This is a genomic window from Actinocorallia sp. B10E7 (assembly GCF_039871655.1).
Classification (GTDB): domain Bacteria; phylum Actinomycetota; class Actinomycetes; order Streptosporangiales; family Streptosporangiaceae; genus Actinocorallia.
In genome coordinates this window covers 987,506-1,003,401 of record NZ_JBDPLZ010000001.1, presented here as the reverse complement: position 1 = coordinate 1,003,401, position 15,896 = coordinate 987,506, and the positions used below count along the sequence as shown (strand labels likewise).

Sequence of the window (15,896 nt, the reverse complement as noted above, 5' to 3'; positions counted from 1 at the left end):
CGAGCCGGTCGGAGACGAGTTCGATGGTGCTTTTCGCTCACCTGAGCAAAGAGCTCTGGTGGATCAGGAGGGCGTCAAGGTGCGCGAGAGCACTCACATCAAGGCTCTCGGTCCGGTTGAGGTAGAGGCGTCGGAGACAGGTGAGGTTTGTGAGGGGGGTCAGGTCGTTCACTTGGGTCCCGGTCAGGTCGAGGTGTTTGAGACAGGTGAGGTTTGTGAGGGGGGTCAGGTCGTTCACTTGGGTCCCGGTCAGGTCGAGGTGTTCGAGTCGGGTGAGGTTCGTGAGGGGGGTCAGGTCGCTCACTCGGGTCTCTGTCAGGTTGAGCTGTTTGAGCAGGGTGAGGTTTGCGAGGGGCATCAGGTCGTTCACCTGGGTCCCGGTCAGGTCGAGGTGTTCGAGTCGGGTGAGGTTCGTGAGGGGGGCCACGTCACTCACCCGGGCTCGGAGCAGGAGGAGCGTTCTCAGGCCGACGAGATCAGAGACAAAGGACAAGTCGGCGGGCCCGGCGCCGGACAGGTGAAGACGTCGAAGCCCGGGGAGCAGGCGGAGCAGTCGTGAACGCTCCGAGTCGGGTGCGGGGAACTTTATGACCGTTTGTCTCCCGGACAGGACCTCTCTCGCATACTCCTCGGGGAAACGCGAACGGAACCAGCCGCGGGAGAGGGCTTCCTGCACCTTTCCTCCTGCGACTCGAGAGAGCCGGGCGAGCAAGGGGATCGACGCGTCGACGTCGGTCAGGAGCACGGTCTCGGCGATGGCGGCGGCCTCGTCCTCGGTGAGGTCGTGAGTGCGGGCGTGCTCGGCCACCAGGTCGATGACGAACGGTCCGGCCTTCGCGAGCCTCCGCGCGTCGTCGGCGTTCTTCGGCGGGATGAGCCGCTCGGTGCGGTCGGTGATGGTCCGCGCGAGTTCCTCGGAGACGACCTCGGCCTCGGCGACGCAGGCCGCGGCGAGCAGCCAGAGGGTCTGGGCGGTGTCCTCGGAAGGGGCGGCCTCGGCCCGGGCGATGAGGTCGCGGAGGATCCGGTCCTGGCGGGTGCGGTCCCGCTGGCTCTGGCCCACGGCCATGATGAGGACGTCGTGGTAGAGCGGGTCGTCGGCGTGGCGGACGAGATGGTCGAGGTTGTGCTCCTGGAAGATCTCGACGGCGGCCAGGTAGTCCTGGAGGCTCGGGTGGCGGAACTCGACGCTGTCGGTCGTCGGGTCCTGCAGGAGGCCCGAGCGCTCCCGGAGGAACCCCAGCACGGCCTTCGGAGTGGTCTGGATCTTGCGGAGGCGGGGGAGCAGCCTCTCGATCTTGGCCAGGGCCGTCGCGTGGTCGATGGTGCGGCGGCCGTTGAGGGTCATCCACATCGCGATGCCCGACAGGAAGGGCTCCGACTGGGCGCGGGTGAGGGACAACTCCCCGGAGGGGATGCGGCGTTCCCGGTCGCGGGCCTCCAGGAGCATCGTCAGCGCCTGGTCGTAGAGGGCGGTGCGGCCTTCGGGGAGCACGCTGTTGTGGAGCCGGCCGAGAGCGCACAACATCGCGCACAGCAGCGGGTTCGTGGCCAGCCGGGACAGGTCCCTGCGGGCGGTCAGGGCCTCGATGAGCGCTTCGGCCTGCTCCTCGGCCGTCTCCCCGCCGTCCTCCGCCCGCCGGGTGCGATGCCAGCGGCGGATGAAGTCGTTGACCTGGCCGACGTTCATCGGTTCCAGACGGCTGGAGACGAAACCCCACGCGGACAACTGCTCCCGCTGGAAGGGGGAGAGCGCGCCGGGACGGGACGTCACGACGAACCGGGCGTTCGGATGACGGGTGAGGCGGCGTTCCAGCCACTCCATCACCTGCGGGCGGAACTCCTGGGGGACCTCGTCCAGCCCGTCGACGAAGACGACGGCGCGTCCCGCGTCGAGAAGGCCGGTCACCCAGGCGGCCGGCTTGTCGTCCGCGGCGGCGTCCTGCTCCACGAACTGCTCGACGGACGGCAGGCGCAGGCCGTCGGAGCTCATGTGGTCGCGCAGGCGCAGCAGGAAGGGGACCACGCCCAGTTCTTTCCAGCCGTCGAGCTGCGCCGGGAGGCTCTGCTTGCAGACCAGCAGGGTGAGGTGCTGGAGCAGTGTGGTCTTCCCCGCCCCGGCCGGGCCCTCCATGAGCAGGCGGGGATGGGCGGCGAGGAGGTCCTCGAAACGGTGGTCGAACTCCCGGGCGGGAACGAGGCCCTCGGGGCCGTCCGCGCGGTCCGGGGCGCCGGAGCGGACCGAGAGGTTCACGTAGGCGGTGGCCAGCTCGTAGGTCTGCTCGCGGAAGGGAAGGCCGAGGCCGTAGAGGCGGACCTTGCCGTAGAGCGCGGCGACCGCCGTCCGGTAGCGCGCCTCGTAGGCGCGGGTCTTCTCGTCCAGGTCGGGGAGGCGGCGGCCGAGGTCGGCGACCCTGCGGATCGTCTCGACGGCCACCCGGGGGCCGAACTCGCCGAGCCGGGTGAAGTGCTCGACCAGGTGGAGGCAGGCACCGTCCAGGAGTTTCGTGAAAAGGGCCAGGGCGCGGTCGTCCGTCAGCCCGTCGGCGGCGTCCGGGGCGGCCTCGCGCATGAGCTCCGACAGCCGCCCAGGGTCGAGGTCCGCCCGTAGCGCCAGGTCGATGTCGACGGCGTCCAGGGAGAGCAGCGCGGTGACGACCGCGTCCTCGGCGCGTTCGCCTTCTTCGGGGGCGATGAAGCGCCACTGCGGCTTCTCGTCCGTCGCCAGGAGGGCGAGCTGGTGGACGAGGGAGCGGAGGTCTTGTTCGACGAGTTCCTTCCTATCGCCCCGACGCCAGGCGAGGCGTTCCCGCCAGCCGACCGGTTCGGCCAGACCCGCGCCGGGTGCGGGAGCCCGGGGGATCATGCGGGAGACCAGCTCCCCCCAGACCGGGGAGGTGATCCAGGTGGTGAAGAGCTCCGGCACGGTGCGCCCCATCGGCTCGGCGGCGGTTCGAATCTCTCCATCGTGCTGAACTTTGTTCACCTTTGTGGGGAATCTCAGAAAGAGGGGTTCCCGGGGTAGCGTGCGCTTCGTGATGCGCAGATGGACGCTGCCCCTGCTGCTCGCGGCCATAGGCCTGGCCGTCGCCGTCCGGCAGGCGGACGAAGGGTCGCCCGTGGCGGCCGCCGTCTGGTCGGCGGTGTTCCTCGTGCTCGCCGCAGGGCTGTCGCCGCTGGCCTTTCCCCGGTCGGTGGGCGCGGCGGAGGCCCGGCGCCGCAGCGCGGACGACGGACGGCCGATCATCTACTGGCGGCCGGGCTGCCAGTACTGCCTCCGGCTCAGGCTTCGGCTGGGCCGAGCCGCCCGCCGGGCGCACTGGGTGGACATCTGGCGTGACCCGGAGGGCGCGGCCGAGGTCCGGGCCATCACCGGAGGCGCCGAGACGGTGCCGACCGTCGTGGTGTCGGGACGGTCGCAGGTCAACCCCGACCCCGCATGGCTACGCCGTCGGCTCAAGTGAGAGAGCCGACGGGCGCCTGTTTCCGCCGGGTCGACGGCGTGCCGGTTTCCCGGAGCACGACGTGGCGGCGGGGGATCCGGCTCGAAGCTTGGGATCATCGGCCCATGGACGGAATCGAGTGCGACGAAGAAGCGATCTCCGCGGTGGCGGACCACGTGGGCGGATTCTTCGCCGGGCATGAGGTCGACTCCACCCTCTACGACCTGGGGAGGAGCCGCCGCGCGGCCGTCCCCGGGCTCCGCATCCTGACCGTCGCGCCCGGGCCCCGCGCCGACGGCTGGACGTACGTCACCGCCGGGTGCTGGGGCGCGGCGAACGAGGAGGGGCAGGGCCTGGAGCTCGTACTGTCGGCGCCCGGCCGGGACGAGGGCTTCGTGGAGCTGCTGGCGATGGTCGCCTACTACCACGCGACCCGCTGGTTGGAGCTGCGGCACAGCGTCCCCATCGGCCGGCCCTGGGCGCCCGGCTCCTCATGCGACCACCTGCTGGTCTCCCGGCCCCGCCTCCACGGCCCGGCCTTCGAATACTGCTCCCTCCCCGGAGGGCGGGCCCGCCTCCTGGAGATCGTCCCCGTCACCGCCGCCGAACTGGCCTTCCGGCGCGAACACGGCCACGAGGCGCTGGAGCGCCTCTTCGAGGAGACCGGGACCGTCCCCACCGACCCCCACCGCCCCTGCGCCGTCGCGTGACGGCGTCCGGCGCCGGGAGCCGCGCTCAGGAGACGGACATAGATACGTCCTGTTCGCTGGTTGTTTTCCAGTTCCTCCGTTTAGGGAGGAGGAATTCGGGGCGCGTGGAGCGGTTGGGTAGGATCTGAGACCAGGCCGAGAGGCGCTGCAACGGGCCGGTCGCCCGCCACGCTCGGCCTTTTCGACATGAAACAAGGGCGCCTCCCGGAGACGAAGACGATGGGAGGAGCCGGGATGTCGGAATCAACGCAGGTCGTCCAGGGTCGCGAGGAGCGGACGCGGCGGCTGCGGGAGATCCTCGAGCAGCGGATCGCGGTGCTGGACGGGGCCTGGGGCACGATGCTCCAAGGGGCGAACCTCAAGCCCGAGGACTACCGGGGAGAGCGGTTCGCCGACCACCCGATGGACGTCACCGGCGACCCGGACCTGCTGAACATCACCCGGCCCGACGTGATCCTCGACGTGCACCGGCAGTACCTGGCGGCCGGGGCGGACATCACGACCACCAACACGTTCACCGCGACGAGCATCGCGCAGGCCGACTACGGGCTGCAGGAGTACGTGCGGGAGATGAACGTGGCGGGGGCGCGGCTGGCGCGCCAGGCCGCCGACGAGGCCGGCGGGAAGTTCGTCGCCGGGTCCGTGGGGCCGCTGAACGTCACGCTCTCCCTGTCGCCGAAGGTCGACGACCCCGCCTACCGGGCCGTGACCTTCGACGAGGTCGAGGCGGCGTACGCCGAGCAGATCGAGGCGCTCGCCGAGGGCGGCGTCGACCTCCTGCTCATCGAGACGATCTTCGACACGCTCAACGTCAAGGCAGCGATCTCCGCCGCGAAGCGCGTCGCGCCCGACCTGCCGATATGGATCTCCGTGACGATCGTCGACCTGTCCGGGCGCACGCTGTCCGGGCAGACGGTCGAGGCGTTCTGGAACTCCGTCAAGCACGCCGAGCCCCTCGTCATCGGCGTCAACTGCTCGCTGGGCGCCACCGAGATGCGCCCGCACATCGAGGACCTCGCCCGGATGGCCGGGACGTACACCGCCTCCCACCCCAACGCGGGGCTGCCCAACGCGTTCGGCGGGTACGACGAGACGCCGGAGGAGACCGGGCGGCTGGTCGGGGAGTTCGCGGCCGAAGGGCTCATCAACATCGCGGGCGGCTGCTGCGGCACGTCCCCCGCGCACATCGCGAAGATCGCCGAGGCCGTCAAGGGCAAGAGCCCGCGCAAGGTCGCCGAGCCGCCGAAGCGCAGCCGGTTCTCCGGCCTGGAGACCTTCGAGATCGGGCCCGACACCGGCTTCGTCATGATCGGTGAGCGGACCAACGTCACCGGGTCGGCGCGGTTCCGGCGCCTCATCGAGGCCGACGACTTCCAGGCCGCCGCCGACGTGGCGCTGGAGCAGGTGCGCGGCGGGGCCAACCTCCTCGACGTCAACATGGACGCCGACCTGCTCGACAGCGTGCAGGCCATGACCACCTTCCTCAACCTCATCGCGACCGAGCCGGAGATCGCCAGGATCCCCGTCATGATCGACAGCTCGCGGTGGAGCGTGCTGGAGGCCGGGCTCAAGTGCGTCCAGGGCAACGGGGTCGTCAACTCCATCAGCCTCAAGGAGGGCGAGGAGCAGTTCCTGGAGCAGGCCCGCAAGGTCAAGTCCTTCGGCGCGGGCGTCGTCGTCATGGCCTTCGACGAGCAGGGCCAGGCCGACACCGCCGACCGCAAGGTCGAGATCTGCGGGCGCGCCTACGACCTGCTCACGAAGGAGGTCGGGTTCGCGCCCGAGGACATCATCTTCGACCCGAACGTGCTGGCCGTCGCGACCGGCATGAGCGAGCACAACGGCTACGCCAAGGAGTTCATCGAGGCGCTGCCGCGGATCAAGGAGCGCTGCCCGGGCGCGCTCACGTCCGGCGGCATCTCCAACCTGTCGTTCTCCTTCCGCGGCAACGACGTGGTCCGCGAGGCCATGCACTCGGCGTTCCTGCTGCACGCCGTCCGCGCCGGGCTCGACATGGGCATCGTCAACGCGGGCCAGCTCGCCGTCTACGCCGACATCCCGGCCGACCTGCTGGAGCACGTCGAGGACGTGCTGTTCGACCGCCGCCCGGACGCCACCGACCGGCTCATCGAGTTCGCGCGGACGGTCTCCGGCAGCGGCACCAAGCGCGAGATCGACCTGTCGTGGCGGGAGCAGCCCGTCAACGAGCGCCTCTCGCACGCGCTGGTCCACGGCATCACCGACTTCATCGAGGAGGACACCGAGGAGGCCCGCCAGGGCTTCGCCCGTCCCCTCGAGGTGATCGAGGGCCCGCTCATGGACGGCATGAAGGTCGTCGGCGACCTGTTCGGCTCCGGGAAGATGTTCCTGCCGCAGGTCGTCAAGAGCGCGCGGGCCATGAAGCGCTCCGTGGCCTATCTCGAGCCGTTCATGGAGGCCGAGAAGGAGAAGGCCCTCGCCGAGGGTCGCGTCCAGGAGCGCCGCGGGCAGGGCAAGGTCGTGCTCGCCACGGTCAAGGGCGACGTCCACGACATCGGCAAGAACATCGTCGGGGTCGTCCTCGGCTGCAACAACTACGAGGTCGTCGACCTGGGCGTCATGGTGCCCGCCGCGAAGATCCTCGACACGGCCGTGGCGGAGGGCGCCGACGTCATCGGGCTGTCCGGGCTGATCACCCCGTCGCTGGACGAGATGGTCGCGGTAGCGGCCGAGATGGAGCGGCGCGGGCTGAAGATCCCGCTGCTCATCGGTGGCGCGACCACGTCCCGGCAGCACACCGCCGTGCGGATCGCGCCCGTCTACAGCGGGCCGGTCGTGCACGTCCTGGACGCGTCCCGGGTCGTCGGGGTGGTCTCGGACCTGCTGGACGCCGACCGGGCGCAGGTGCTCGACGCCGCCAACCGCAAGGAGCAGCAGGCGCTGCGCGAGGCGCACGAGAACCGGCGGCAGCAGCCGATGCTCACCATCGACCAGGCCCGCGGGAACGCCGAGCGCGTGCCGTTCGACGAGCTGCCCGTCCCGGCGTTCACCGGCCTGAGGACCGTCACGCCGAGCCTCGCCGAACTGCGCGAGATGATCGACTGGCAGTTCTTCTTCCTGGCCTGGGAGCTGAAGGGCAAGTACCCGGCGATCCTGGAGCAGCCCGCCGCCCGCGAGCTGTTCGACGAGGGGCAGGCGCTGCTCGACCAGATCATCGCCGACGGTTCGCTGCGCGCCGAGGGCGTCTACGGGTTCTGGCCCGCGCACTCCGAGGGCGACGACATCGTGCTGGAGAACGGCGTCCGCTTCCCGATGCTGCGGCAGCAGACGGCCAAGCCCGAAGGCCGCCCCAACCGCAGCCTCGCCGACTACGTGGCGCCGTCCGGCGACCACCTCGGCGCGTTCGCGGTCACCGTCCACGGCGCCGAGGAGCTGGCCGCGCGGTACGAGGCGAAGCAGGACGACTACAAGGCGATCATGGTCAAGGCCCTGGCCGACCGTCTCGCCGAGGCGTTCGCCGAGCTGATCCACCTCCAGGCCCGCCGCGAGTGGTTCGAGCCGGACGCCCGGCCCGTCCTGGAGGACCTGCACGCCGAGAGGTTCCGCGGCATCCGCCCGGCCCTGGGCTACCCGGCCTGCCCGGACCACAGCCGCAAGCGCACGCTGTTCGAGCTGCTCGACGCGGGCGCGCACGGCATGGCCCTCACCGAGTCGTTCGCGACGACCCCCGCGGCGAGCGTCAGCGGCCTGATCTTCGCCCACCCCGACGCCCGCTACTTCACCGTCGGGCGCCTGGGGCGCGACCAGATCGAGGACTATGCCCGCCGGACCGGGCTGAGCCTGGAGGAGACCGAGCGCTGGCTGCGCCCGAACCTCGCCTACGAGCCCTGATCGGCGGCCCGGCCGGGCGCCCGGTTCACGGGCGTCCGGCCACCCACGCCGTCCTGGTGGCGCGGACGGTGAGGTCGGTCCGGCGTAGGACGTGGTGGGGCCCGCCCTCGTCGAGGAGCGCGTCGAGCACGGCCTGGTCGTCGGGGCTCAGCAGGCCGCGGAGGCGGGCGCCGCCGCGCCGCAGGGTCGCCTCGGCGTAACGCCCGGCGGCGGCGGGGAGCGGAGGCGTCAGCTCGACGTCGAAGACCCGCTCGACCTTGACGGCGAAACCGGCCCGGGACAGGCGCGGGCCCCAGTCGGAGCCCAGGTCCGGGAGGTCGTGCCCGCGCTGCTCGGCGAGGGCGGCGTGACAGCGCTCCTCGAATCCTGGACGGCCGAAGCCGAGGTCCTCGGGCAGGAAGCGGGGGAAGGAGTCCAGCTCCAGCACGGCCAGGAGCCCGCCGGGACGGAGTGCGGCGAAGATCTCGCGCAGGCCCCGGTCGGGATCCGCCAGATGGTGCAGGGACGCCGACGCCCACACCAGATCGACGGTGTCGAGGGGCGGCCACTCGTCGTCCAGGTCCGCCTGGACGGTGTGGATCCGATCGGCCAGCCCGAGCTCGCGGGCCTTCTCGTGGAGCCGGAGCAGCATGGATTCGGAGGCGTCCACGGCGACGGCCTCGGCCTCGCCGAAGCGCTGGAGCAGCGCCAAGGTGCCGGCTCCGGTGCCGCTGCCCAGGTCGAGGATCCGGCGCGGGGGCGTGTCCCCGGCCAGTTCTTCCAGCAGGGCCGTCATCTCGGTCAGGAGCGGGTGCAGGACCTCGGCGTCGAGATCCAGGAGCTCCGCCATCCCCGTCTCGTCATCGGAAGCGTGATGGTGGTGCGTGTGATGTGCCATGTCTCGAGCTTACGAGACCTTGCTCCGATGGCATACCATCTTGCGTATGACGCAAGACTCAGCGGTCGAAGCCCTGGTCCGCAGCCGCATCAGAGGGATGCGCACGGCCCTGGGATGGTCGCTCGACGACCTGGCGGCCCGCTGCCACATGAGCCCGTCCACGCTGAGCCGCATCGAGACCGGCCCCCGCCGGATCGCCCTGGACCAGCTGACCTCGATCGCCCGCGCGCTGGGCACCACCCTCGACCAGCTGGTGGAGTCCCCGGACGACGAGGACGTGGTGATCAGACCGCGGCACGATCCGGAGCGGGGCCTCACCGCCTGGACGCTGAACCGCGACTCCGGGCCGCACGGCCTCACCGTCGCCAAGATCCGGGTCACCGAACCGGTGCGCCACGGCGCCGCCGAGCTGAAGGTCCACCCCGGCAGGGACTGGTTCACGGTGCTGTCCGGAACCCTGGTGCTGCTCCTGGGAGAGCGGACCGTCCTCGTCGAGGCGGGCCAGGCGGCGGAGTTCTCCACCATGATCCCGCACGCCTTCGGCGCCCACGACGGCCCCGCCGAGATCCTCGGCATCTTCGACCCCGAAGGCCGCCGTATCCACCTCCACGGCCCCTGGTGAGCCCTGGAAGCTCTCAGAGGCGAGGGATCAGGGCCTTCCCAAGGACCACACGGCGACGTCGATGCCGCCGCCGGAGGTCTCGCGGGTGCCGGCCGCCCACAGGGACTTGGTGCCGGGGATGTGGACAAGGTGCTGGATCATCCGCCTTTCGGGGAGGATGCGGCGGGTCCAGACGCCCTTGGGCGTGCGGTGGAAGAACGCGCGGTCGAAGTCCCACTCGTCGCCGGAGTCCGAGCCCCAGCCCTGGGCGTAGAGGCCGCCCGAGCCGTCGGAGACGTGATCGCTCAGAATGAAACCGGAGGTGACGGCGGGGGCCTCGCTCGCCCAGGTCCGGCCGTTCCAGCGGAGCTGAACGGAGGCATGGACGTTGGCGCCGCAGAGGGCGCCCTCGGTGGTGATCGCCGAGACCCAGACCCGGTCGCGGCCGAGCACGTTGAGGTCGAGGATCGTGGCCGAGTAGCCGGGGGAGGTCTTGGTGGGGGCAGGGTCGGTGCGCAGGACGTCGGGCTGGACGCGAGTCCAGCGGGTGCCGTCGAACCGGGCGATGATCCCGCTGTAGCCGTTGTGCAGGGAGCGGTCGTGGGCGAGCGCCCAGATCTCCCGGCCGGAGACGGCCTCGGCCTTCTGGATCAGGAAACCCGTGGCGTGGCGTTTCCAGGTCCTGCCGTCGAAGTGCCAGGAGGCGGGGCCCTTCCGGTCGAGGCCGTACACCCAGACGTTCTTCGGGCCGAGGGCCGCGACCGCGTTGACGTAGGCGTTCTTGAACGTGCGGGCGACCGTCCAGCGTTTTCCGTTCCAGCGCAGGACCTTCGACGCGTTGGAGCCGGCCCGGGCCGCCGCCGGGGCGGTGCGCGGCCCGGCGGACCGCTGGGGGGCGGCGCAGCCGTCCTCGGGCAGGTTGTCCAGGTACTTCTCGGCCAGCCGTTCGCTGCCCGTCACCGACATCCAGACGTTCTTCGCCGACGACGCGTCCGCCTGGCCGGGGATGCCCGTCAGGCCTCCGGGCAGCGGGCTGCGGCTCCAGGTCCTGCCGTTCCATCTGAAGGCCAGCGGCTCCAGCCCGGCACGGCGCTCGCGCATCCCGAAGACGAAGGCGCTCCGGCGGGTGGGCGCGATCGCCGCGGTCACCGTCTCGTCCCCCGCGAGCTTGAAGGTCTTCACCAGCGCGAACGTCCCGGGTTTCGCCTCCGCCGCCCCCGCGAGCAGGGCTGACGACAACGATCCGACGACGGCGACGGTGAACAGACGCTTCATGGACATTCCTGACAAAGGTGGCTGTAGTCCGATGAACCTATCTGCTCCGGCGCCGGAAGGAGGGCGTTACAGACCGGGCGCGCCCCAGACGGGGAACCAGCGGGTGAGGTCCGGTTCCAGAGGCAGGTCCTCTCGCAGAAGATCCTTCACCTGGAATTCGAGGTGGTTGTTGCGCCTCTGGCCGGGAAGCGGGGCGAAGGGATAGAAGGTGCCGCGCTTGTAGAGGTAGATGAGGGCCAGGGGACGGGCCGAGGGATTGCGGAAGGCGGCCAGGGAGCACAGGAGCTGGGAGCCGAAACCGTTGTCCTGGAGCGTGGTGTTGACGGCGTGGAGATCGTTGACCAGGGACGGCAGGTCCTCCGGGGTGTGGTGGGAGACGAGCCAGGTGTAGCCGTACTCGTCGTGCGTGAGCTCCACCGAGGGCGCGTCCGGAACGGCGTCGAGCAGATCCCGCAGCTCCTGCCGGAGCTCGGCGGAGGCGGTCCCCTCGACCGTGGCGAAGCAGACCGAGCCGACGCCGGCGGGAGCGTAGCCGGTGGAGGCCTGGAGGGTGATCGCCGCCGAAGGGAGGGCGAACAGCCGGTCCAGGTCGGGCTTGGCGGGCTTGCTGCGGCCGAGCAGAGTGTCCAGGAAACCCACGGGTCTTGCTCCTCTCAGGCGGGACCGCCCAGCCGGGCGGAGATGCCGGCGAGCTGCTCCAGGCGGCGTTCCAGGCTCGGATGGGTGGAGAACAGGACGGCCAGGGCGGTGCCGGGGCCGAGAGCGGGAGTGAAGAAGAAGGCGTTGAAGGCCTGGGCGGTGCGCAGATCACGGGTGGGGATGCGGGCGATGTCGCCGGTGAGCTTCGTCAGGGCCGAGGCCAGCGAGGACGGGCGTCCGGTGAGGATCGCGGCGGCGCGGTCGGCCGCCAGCTCCCGGTAGCGGGACAGGGCGCGGATGAGCAGGAAGCTGATGGAGTACACCGCCGCGGAGACGGCCATGACGGCCAGCAGCACGAGCGTGGTGTTCTGGTCGCGTCTTCCGCCGAACATCTGCGAGTAGAACGCGAACCGCACGATGAGGCCCGCCAGGACGCCCAGGAACGAGGCGATCGTGATGACCGCGACGTCACGGTGGGCCACGTGGGAGAGTTCGTGCGCCAGCACGCCCTCCAGCTCGTCGGGCTCCAGCCGCCGCAGCAGGCCGGTCGTGACGCAGACGACGGCGTGGTCGGCGTTCCGGCCGGTGGCGAAGGCGTTCGGCATGTCCATGTCCGAGACGGCGACCCGCGGCTTGGGCATGTCCGCCAGCGCGCACAGGCGGTCCACGACACCGTGGAGGTGCGGCTGTTCTTCCGGCGTGACGATGCGGGCGCTCATGCCGTACAGGGCTATCCGGTCGGAGAACCAGTACTGGGAGCCGAGCAGGAGGGCACCGATGGCCACGCCCACGACCCACGATTTGAGCAGGACGAACAGCGCCGAGACGAACAGCACGTACAGCAGGCCCAGCAGGAAGAGCGTCAGCAGCATGCGCGCGCTGAGCCTGCGGTCCGGCGGGAAGCGGCTGCGCATCACGTCATCCCGGGATCAGGCCCTCGGACGACAGGAGCTCCTTGACCTCGTCCAGAGTGGTGTCGTCGTCGGGGAGCACGAGCTCCGAAGGGGCGAGCACGTCGGGGGGAAGGGGCGACCCCAGCCGGCGGACGGTCTCCAGGAGCTCGCGCAGGGACAGGGTGAAGGTCTGCTCGTCGCCTCTGTCGGCGGCCTTCTGGAGCGCGGAGTCCAGCTCGTTGAGCTCGTTCAGGTGGTCGTCGGCGACGCGGTACTGGCCCTCGCCGAAAATCCTGATGATCATGATTTCCCTCCCTCTGGAAGCTCGGCCTGCTGGGCCTTCAGCCGGTCCAGCTCGGCGTCCACGTCCTGGCCGCTGGTGATGGCGTCGAGCTCGGCCTGGATGTCGTCGCGGCCGGGCGGGAGGGTGGCGTCCTCCAGGGCGCCGGAGGCGAGCAGCTCGTCCAGGGCTCCGGCGCGGGCCTGCATCTGGTCGGTCCTGTCCTGGACGCGCTGCATGGCCATGCCGACCTCGCCCATCTCCTCGCCGATGCCGCTGACGGCCTCGGAGATGCGGGTCTGGGCCTCGGCCGCGCTGTAGGTGGCCTTGAGCGTCTCCTTGCGGGTGCGGAACGCCTCGACCTTCGTCTGCAGGCGCTGGGCGGCGAGGGTGAGCTTCTCCTCCTCCGTCTGCAGGGCGGCTTCCTGATTCCGCAGGTCGGCGAGCTGGGAGACGACGCCCGAACGCCGGGCGAGGGCCTCCTTCGCCAGGTCCTCCCGTCCCGCCTGGAGCGATTGGCGGGCCTGCTCCTCCAGCTTCCCGCTGGACTGCTCCAGCCGCGCCGCCTGCAGTTCGACCCGTTTGCGGCTGGTCGCCACGTCCGCCACGCCCCGCCGGACCTTCTGCAGCATCTCCGACTGCTGCTGATAGGAGTAGTCCAGTACCTCGCGCGGGTCCTCCGCCCGGTCGAGAGCACTGTTCGCCTTGGTGCGGAACAGGGTGGCGATCCGTTGCGCGATACCGCCCATGGTGGCCGTCTCCCCCTTCCCGGAGGTGCCTCCGGCAGGTGGTGCAGGAATACCGTCAGCTACCCACAGTAATGATCCGAGCGTCAGCTACCTGCTATGTCGGGGTATTGGAGTCGTTAGGCCGCGTTCCATGATCCACGGTGTCTCTTCTCACCGTGCTCAGCCGGTGAGGGCGTCGAGGGTGACGAAACCATAGCCCCGGCCGCGCAGTTCGCTGATGACCCGGGGGAGGGCCTGCGCGTCCAGGGTGGTGCCGTCGTCGGGGTTGGCGCCCACGTGCATGAGGACGATCTGGCCGGAGTGGGCCGTGGAGACGACGCGGTCGACGACGGTGTCGGCGGTGACGCCGCCGGAGGTCCCCTTCCAGCCGAGGGTGTCGACCGTCCAGCGGACCGGGACGTAACCGGCGGCGTTGACCGTCCGGATGGTGCGGGTGTCGCGGTCGCCGTAGGGGAAGCGGAACAGCGGGCGGGGGTCCTTGCCCGTCGTCGAGGTGATCCGGGAGGCGGCCGTGGACAGCTCCTGGCGGATCTGGGCGTCGGACAGCTTCGTGAAGTACGGGTGGGTCGTCGAGTGATTGCCGAGGCGGTGGCCGGCGGCGGCGATCGTGGAGGCGCTGCCCGAGCAGCCCGAGGTGAACTGCCCCGTCAGGAAGAACGTCGCCTTGACGCCCTGGTCCCGCAGGGTCTTCAGGATCGAGGGGACGCCGCTGTCGTCCGCGCCCCCGTCGAAGGTGAGGGCGACGACCTTGCGGCTCGTGGGGATGCTCTCCCAGTCCTTCCCCGCCAGCTTGGACGGGACGCCGGGCTGCGGCTGCGTGGTGGTCGGCTTGGGCGTCGTGGGCTTGGGCGTCGTGGGTCTGGGGCTCGTCGGCCTGGGACTGGACGGGGTGGTCGACGGCGTGGAGGCGGAGGGCGAGGGGGTGTCGGGGAAGGGGTAGTCCGAAGGAGAAGGCGCGGGCGAGCAGGTCGAGGGGCTGGGGGACGGCTTGGCGCCCTTGGAGTCGTCATCGTCGCCGCATCCGGCGATCAGGGTCAGCAGCAGTACGGCGAGGGCGGCTTTACTCACGGTCTCCATGGGCATGACTATCCGTTTTATCACCCTCTGTGGCGATAAGGCGAAGGTCGGTGAGCTGGGGACGAAGGTCCCGCCGCCGGGACCCGCTCGCGGCGGCGAAGTTTAGTGCCGAGAACGTTATGTGGCTCACAGAATGCGTGTGATCCATGTCGCATTATGGCCGGTCTCATCGGTGGTAAAGCGGTGCGAGTGATCTCGAAAATCGATGCCTTACCAGGGGGAACGCTGTCCCCGGCGAAGGATCGGGAATTAATCACACCGCGACCGTCAATGGCATCCCGGTGTTTGGTCATGAGGGGTCAAGGGCATCGGAAATGCATGGCAACTCTACTTTGGATCATCGCGGTCGTCTTCGTCATCGCCGGACTCTACACGCTCCTTGCCCGCCGTGACCTGCTGTGGGGCCTGATCCTCATCGTGGTCGGGTTCCTCATCGGCCCGGGCGGCGTGAGCATCTTCAACGTCTAGCGCCCGCCGTACCAAGCGCATCGGAAATTCCCGTGAAAGACCGAGAGAAAGGTACGAGAAATGAGCACCATCGAGCAGATCATCGATGTGGCGGTTCCCGTCCGGGTCGCTTATGACCAGTGGACGCAGTTCGAGGACTTCCCCGAATTCATGGAAGGCGTCGACCGCATCGAGCAGGTCACCCCGACCCGCACCCACTGGAAGACCAGCATCGCCGGCGTCCACCGGGAGTTCGAGGCCGAGATCACCGAGCAGCGGCCCGACGAGTGCATCGTCTGGCACACCCTCGGCACGCCGCGGCAGGCCGGCGTCGTCTCCTTCCAGCCGCTCGACCCGGTGAACACCCGGGTGGTGCTGCAGATGCAGTTCATCCCCGAGGGCGTCGTCGAGCAGGTCGGCGACAGGTTGAACCTCGTCGAGAACCGGGTCAAGGGCGACCTGCGGCGCTTCAAGGAGTTCATCGAGGACCACGGCCGCCCGACCGGCGCCTGGCGCGGCAGCGTCGGCACCGACCCGTTCCCCGGCTCCGCCGCCGCGACCCCGTCCCGCCCGGTCACCGACCACGACCTCACCCGCCCCGACCACGCCCCGGGCCTCGACCCGGACCCCGAGCCGGGCGACCTGCCCGCTCAGGGCGTCCGGCCCGTCCCCGGCGCCCAGCAGCCCGCTCCGGGCCCGTACCCGGCGCGGCCTCACGGCACCCGCCCGGACCAGGGCCAGGACCCGCGCCTCGACCCCGGCCCCGCGCTCTGACGCACCGACAGACCCAGGCGTCCACACCCGAAGAAAGGACCCCCGAATGAACCTCACCACCGAACTGCGCCGGTTCACCCGAGGCAGCGACAGGTCGCGCGGACTCTTCGACCGACATCACCGCGGCCCGCGCCTGACGGCCCTGGCCCGTACCCGCCGAGGCCGCACCCCGACCCACCCCCTCGCCCGGCTGAAGGGACTGGCCGGACGCCTCCGCCGAACCCGGCGGTGACACGAGACACGAAGGCCGCGGTCATCCAT

General features: G+C 70.4%; 15 protein-coding genes and 1 riboswitch. Of the genes, 7 read left to right on the top strand and 8 right to left on the bottom strand.

Annotated elements, in window-relative coordinates; translation table 11 throughout:
- Positions 1 to 37: 37 nt before the first annotated feature.
- Complete coding sequence (locus ABGB12_RS04805; protein ID WP_347674910.1) at positions 38 to 2,926, bottom strand: NACHT domain-containing protein; 2,889 nt, start codon at positions 2,924 to 2,926, stop codon at positions 38 to 40.
- 112 nt (positions 2,927 to 3,038) lie between these two features.
- On the opposite strand from ABGB12_RS04805, the gene ABGB12_RS04800 reads away from it, so the two are divergent.
- From ABGB12_RS04800 to metH, 3 genes are all read left to right on the top strand, one after another.
- Positions 3,039 to 3,464 (top strand): glutaredoxin domain-containing protein, encoded by a 426-nt coding sequence (locus tag ABGB12_RS04800; protein ID WP_347675045.1) that lies wholly within the window; start codon positions 3,039 to 3,041, stop codon positions 3,462 to 3,464.
- 104 nt (positions 3,465 to 3,568) lie between these two features.
- Positions 3,569 to 4,153, top strand: a complete 585-nt coding sequence (locus tag ABGB12_RS04795; protein WP_347674908.1) for a suppressor of fused domain protein — start codon at positions 3,569 to 3,571, stop codon at positions 4,151 to 4,153.
- 131 nt (positions 4,154 to 4,284) lie between these two features.
- Positions 4,285 to 4,363: riboswitch (S-adenosyl-L-homocysteine riboswitch) on the top strand.
- Positions 4,364 to 4,387: 24 nt separating this feature from the next.
- Positions 4,388 to 8,023, top strand: a complete 3,636-nt coding sequence (gene metH, locus ABGB12_RS04790) for a methionine synthase (RefSeq protein ID WP_347674906.1) — start codon at positions 4,388 to 4,390, stop codon at positions 8,021 to 8,023.
- 25 nt (positions 8,024 to 8,048) lie between these two features.
- On the opposite strand, the gene ABGB12_RS04785 is transcribed toward metH, so the two are convergent.
- Positions 8,049 to 8,900 carry a class I SAM-dependent methyltransferase gene (locus ABGB12_RS04785; protein ID WP_347674904.1) on the bottom strand — a complete coding sequence of 284 codons (852 nt, stop codon included), beginning with the start codon at positions 8,898 to 8,900 and terminating at the stop codon, positions 8,049 to 8,051.
- A 46-nt stretch (positions 8,901 to 8,946) separates the two neighbouring features.
- On the opposite strand from ABGB12_RS04785, the gene ABGB12_RS04780 reads away from it, so the two are divergent.
- Positions 8,947 to 9,522, top strand: a complete 576-nt coding sequence (locus ABGB12_RS04780; protein WP_347674902.1) for an XRE family transcriptional regulator — start codon at positions 8,947 to 8,949, stop codon at positions 9,520 to 9,522.
- A gap of 27 nt (positions 9,523 to 9,549) precedes the next feature.
- Here ABGB12_RS04780 and ABGB12_RS04775 read toward each other — a convergent pair whose 3' ends face one another.
- The 6 genes from ABGB12_RS04775 to ABGB12_RS04750 all read right to left on the bottom strand — a co-directional run bounded on the left by ABGB12_RS04775 (position 9,550) and on the right by ABGB12_RS04750 (position 14,414).
- Complete coding sequence (locus ABGB12_RS04775; protein ID WP_347674901.1) at positions 9,550 to 10,776, bottom strand: hypothetical protein; 1,227 nt, start codon at positions 10,774 to 10,776, stop codon at positions 9,550 to 9,552.
- 66 nt (positions 10,777 to 10,842) lie between these two features.
- Positions 10,843 to 11,415: a hypothetical protein gene (locus ABGB12_RS04770; RefSeq protein ID WP_347674899.1), complete on the bottom strand. Its 573-nt coding sequence runs from the start codon at positions 11,413 to 11,415 to the stop codon at positions 10,843 to 10,845.
- Between the two features lie 14 nt (positions 11,416 to 11,429).
- Complete coding sequence (htpX, locus tag ABGB12_RS04765; protein WP_347674897.1) at positions 11,430 to 12,332, bottom strand: zinc metalloprotease HtpX; 903 nt, start codon at positions 12,330 to 12,332, stop codon at positions 11,430 to 11,432.
- A gap of 1 nt (position 12,333) precedes the next feature.
- On the bottom strand, positions 12,334 to 12,612 hold the full coding sequence (locus ABGB12_RS04760; RefSeq protein ID WP_347674895.1) for a hypothetical protein: 279 nt from the start codon (positions 12,610 to 12,612) through the stop codon (positions 12,334 to 12,336).
- The gene (locus ABGB12_RS04755) at positions 12,609 to 13,337 is read right to left on the bottom strand and encodes a PspA/IM30 family protein (RefSeq protein ID WP_347674893.1); all 729 of its coding nucleotides are present in this window, start codon (positions 13,335 to 13,337) and stop codon (positions 12,609 to 12,611) included. The genes ABGB12_RS04760 and ABGB12_RS04755 overlap by 4 nt, the downstream gene beginning before the upstream one ends.
- Positions 13,338 to 13,496: 159 nt before the next feature.
- Positions 13,497 to 14,414: a polysaccharide deacetylase family protein gene (locus ABGB12_RS04750; RefSeq protein WP_347674891.1), complete on the bottom strand. Its 918-nt coding sequence runs from the start codon at positions 14,412 to 14,414 to the stop codon at positions 13,497 to 13,499.
- A 318-nt stretch (positions 14,415 to 14,732) separates the two neighbouring features.
- Here ABGB12_RS04750 and ABGB12_RS04745 point away from each other — a divergent pair, with 318 nt between their 5' ends.
- Genes ABGB12_RS04745 through ABGB12_RS04735 form a run of 3 tightly spaced genes read left to right on the top strand, consistent with a single transcriptional unit; the run spans position 14,733 to position 15,867 of the window.
- On the top strand, positions 14,733 to 14,882 hold the full coding sequence (locus ABGB12_RS04745; protein WP_198653817.1) for a GPGG-motif small membrane protein: 150 nt from the start codon (positions 14,733 to 14,735) through the stop codon (positions 14,880 to 14,882).
- 60 nt (positions 14,883 to 14,942) lie between these two features.
- Positions 14,943 to 15,635, top strand: coding sequence for an SRPBCC family protein (locus tag ABGB12_RS04740; protein WP_347674889.1), 693 nt, complete (start codon positions 14,943 to 14,945; stop codon positions 15,633 to 15,635).
- 46 nt (positions 15,636 to 15,681) lie between these two features.
- On the top strand, positions 15,682 to 15,867 hold the full coding sequence (locus ABGB12_RS04735) for a hypothetical protein (RefSeq protein WP_347674887.1): 186 nt from the start codon (positions 15,682 to 15,684) through the stop codon (positions 15,865 to 15,867).
- Positions 15,868 to 15,896 lie beyond the last annotated feature (29 nt).

Coding starts and splice junctions, on each gene's coding strand:
- ABGB12_RS04795 (WP_347674908.1), top strand. CDS start 3,569: ATGGACGGAATCGAGTGCGACGAAGAAGCGATCTCCGCGGTGGCGGAC.
- ABGB12_RS04785 (WP_347674904.1), bottom strand. CDS start 8,900: ATGGCACATCACACGCACCACCATCACGCTTCCGATGACGAGACGGGG.
- ABGB12_RS04735 (WP_347674887.1), top strand. CDS start 15,682: ATGAACCTCACCACCGAACTGCGCCGGTTCACCCGAGGCAGCGACAGG.
- ABGB12_RS04780 (WP_347674902.1), top strand. CDS start 8,947: ATGACGCAAGACTCAGCGGTCGAAGCCCTGGTCCGCAGCCGCATCAGA.
- ABGB12_RS04740 (WP_347674889.1), top strand. CDS start 14,943: ATGAGCACCATCGAGCAGATCATCGATGTGGCGGTTCCCGTCCGGGTC.
- ABGB12_RS04760 (WP_347674895.1), bottom strand. CDS start 12,612: ATGATCATCAGGATTTTCGGCGAGGGCCAGTACCGCGTCGCCGACGAC.
- ABGB12_RS04750 (WP_347674891.1), bottom strand. CDS start 14,414: ATGGAGACCGTGAGTAAAGCCGCCCTCGCCGTACTGCTGCTGACCCTG.
- metH (WP_347674906.1), top strand. CDS start 4,388: ATGTCGGAATCAACGCAGGTCGTCCAGGGTCGCGAGGAGCGGACGCGG.
- ABGB12_RS04755 (WP_347674893.1), bottom strand. CDS start 13,337: ATGGGCGGTATCGCGCAACGGATCGCCACCCTGTTCCGCACCAAGGCG.
- ABGB12_RS04800 (WP_347675045.1), top strand. CDS start 3,039: ATGCGCAGATGGACGCTGCCCCTGCTGCTCGCGGCCATAGGCCTGGCC.
- ABGB12_RS04775 (WP_347674901.1), bottom strand. CDS start 10,776: ATGAAGCGTCTGTTCACCGTCGCCGTCGTCGGATCGTTGTCGTCAGCC.
- ABGB12_RS04745 (WP_198653817.1), top strand. CDS start 14,733: ATGGCAACTCTACTTTGGATCATCGCGGTCGTCTTCGTCATCGCCGGA.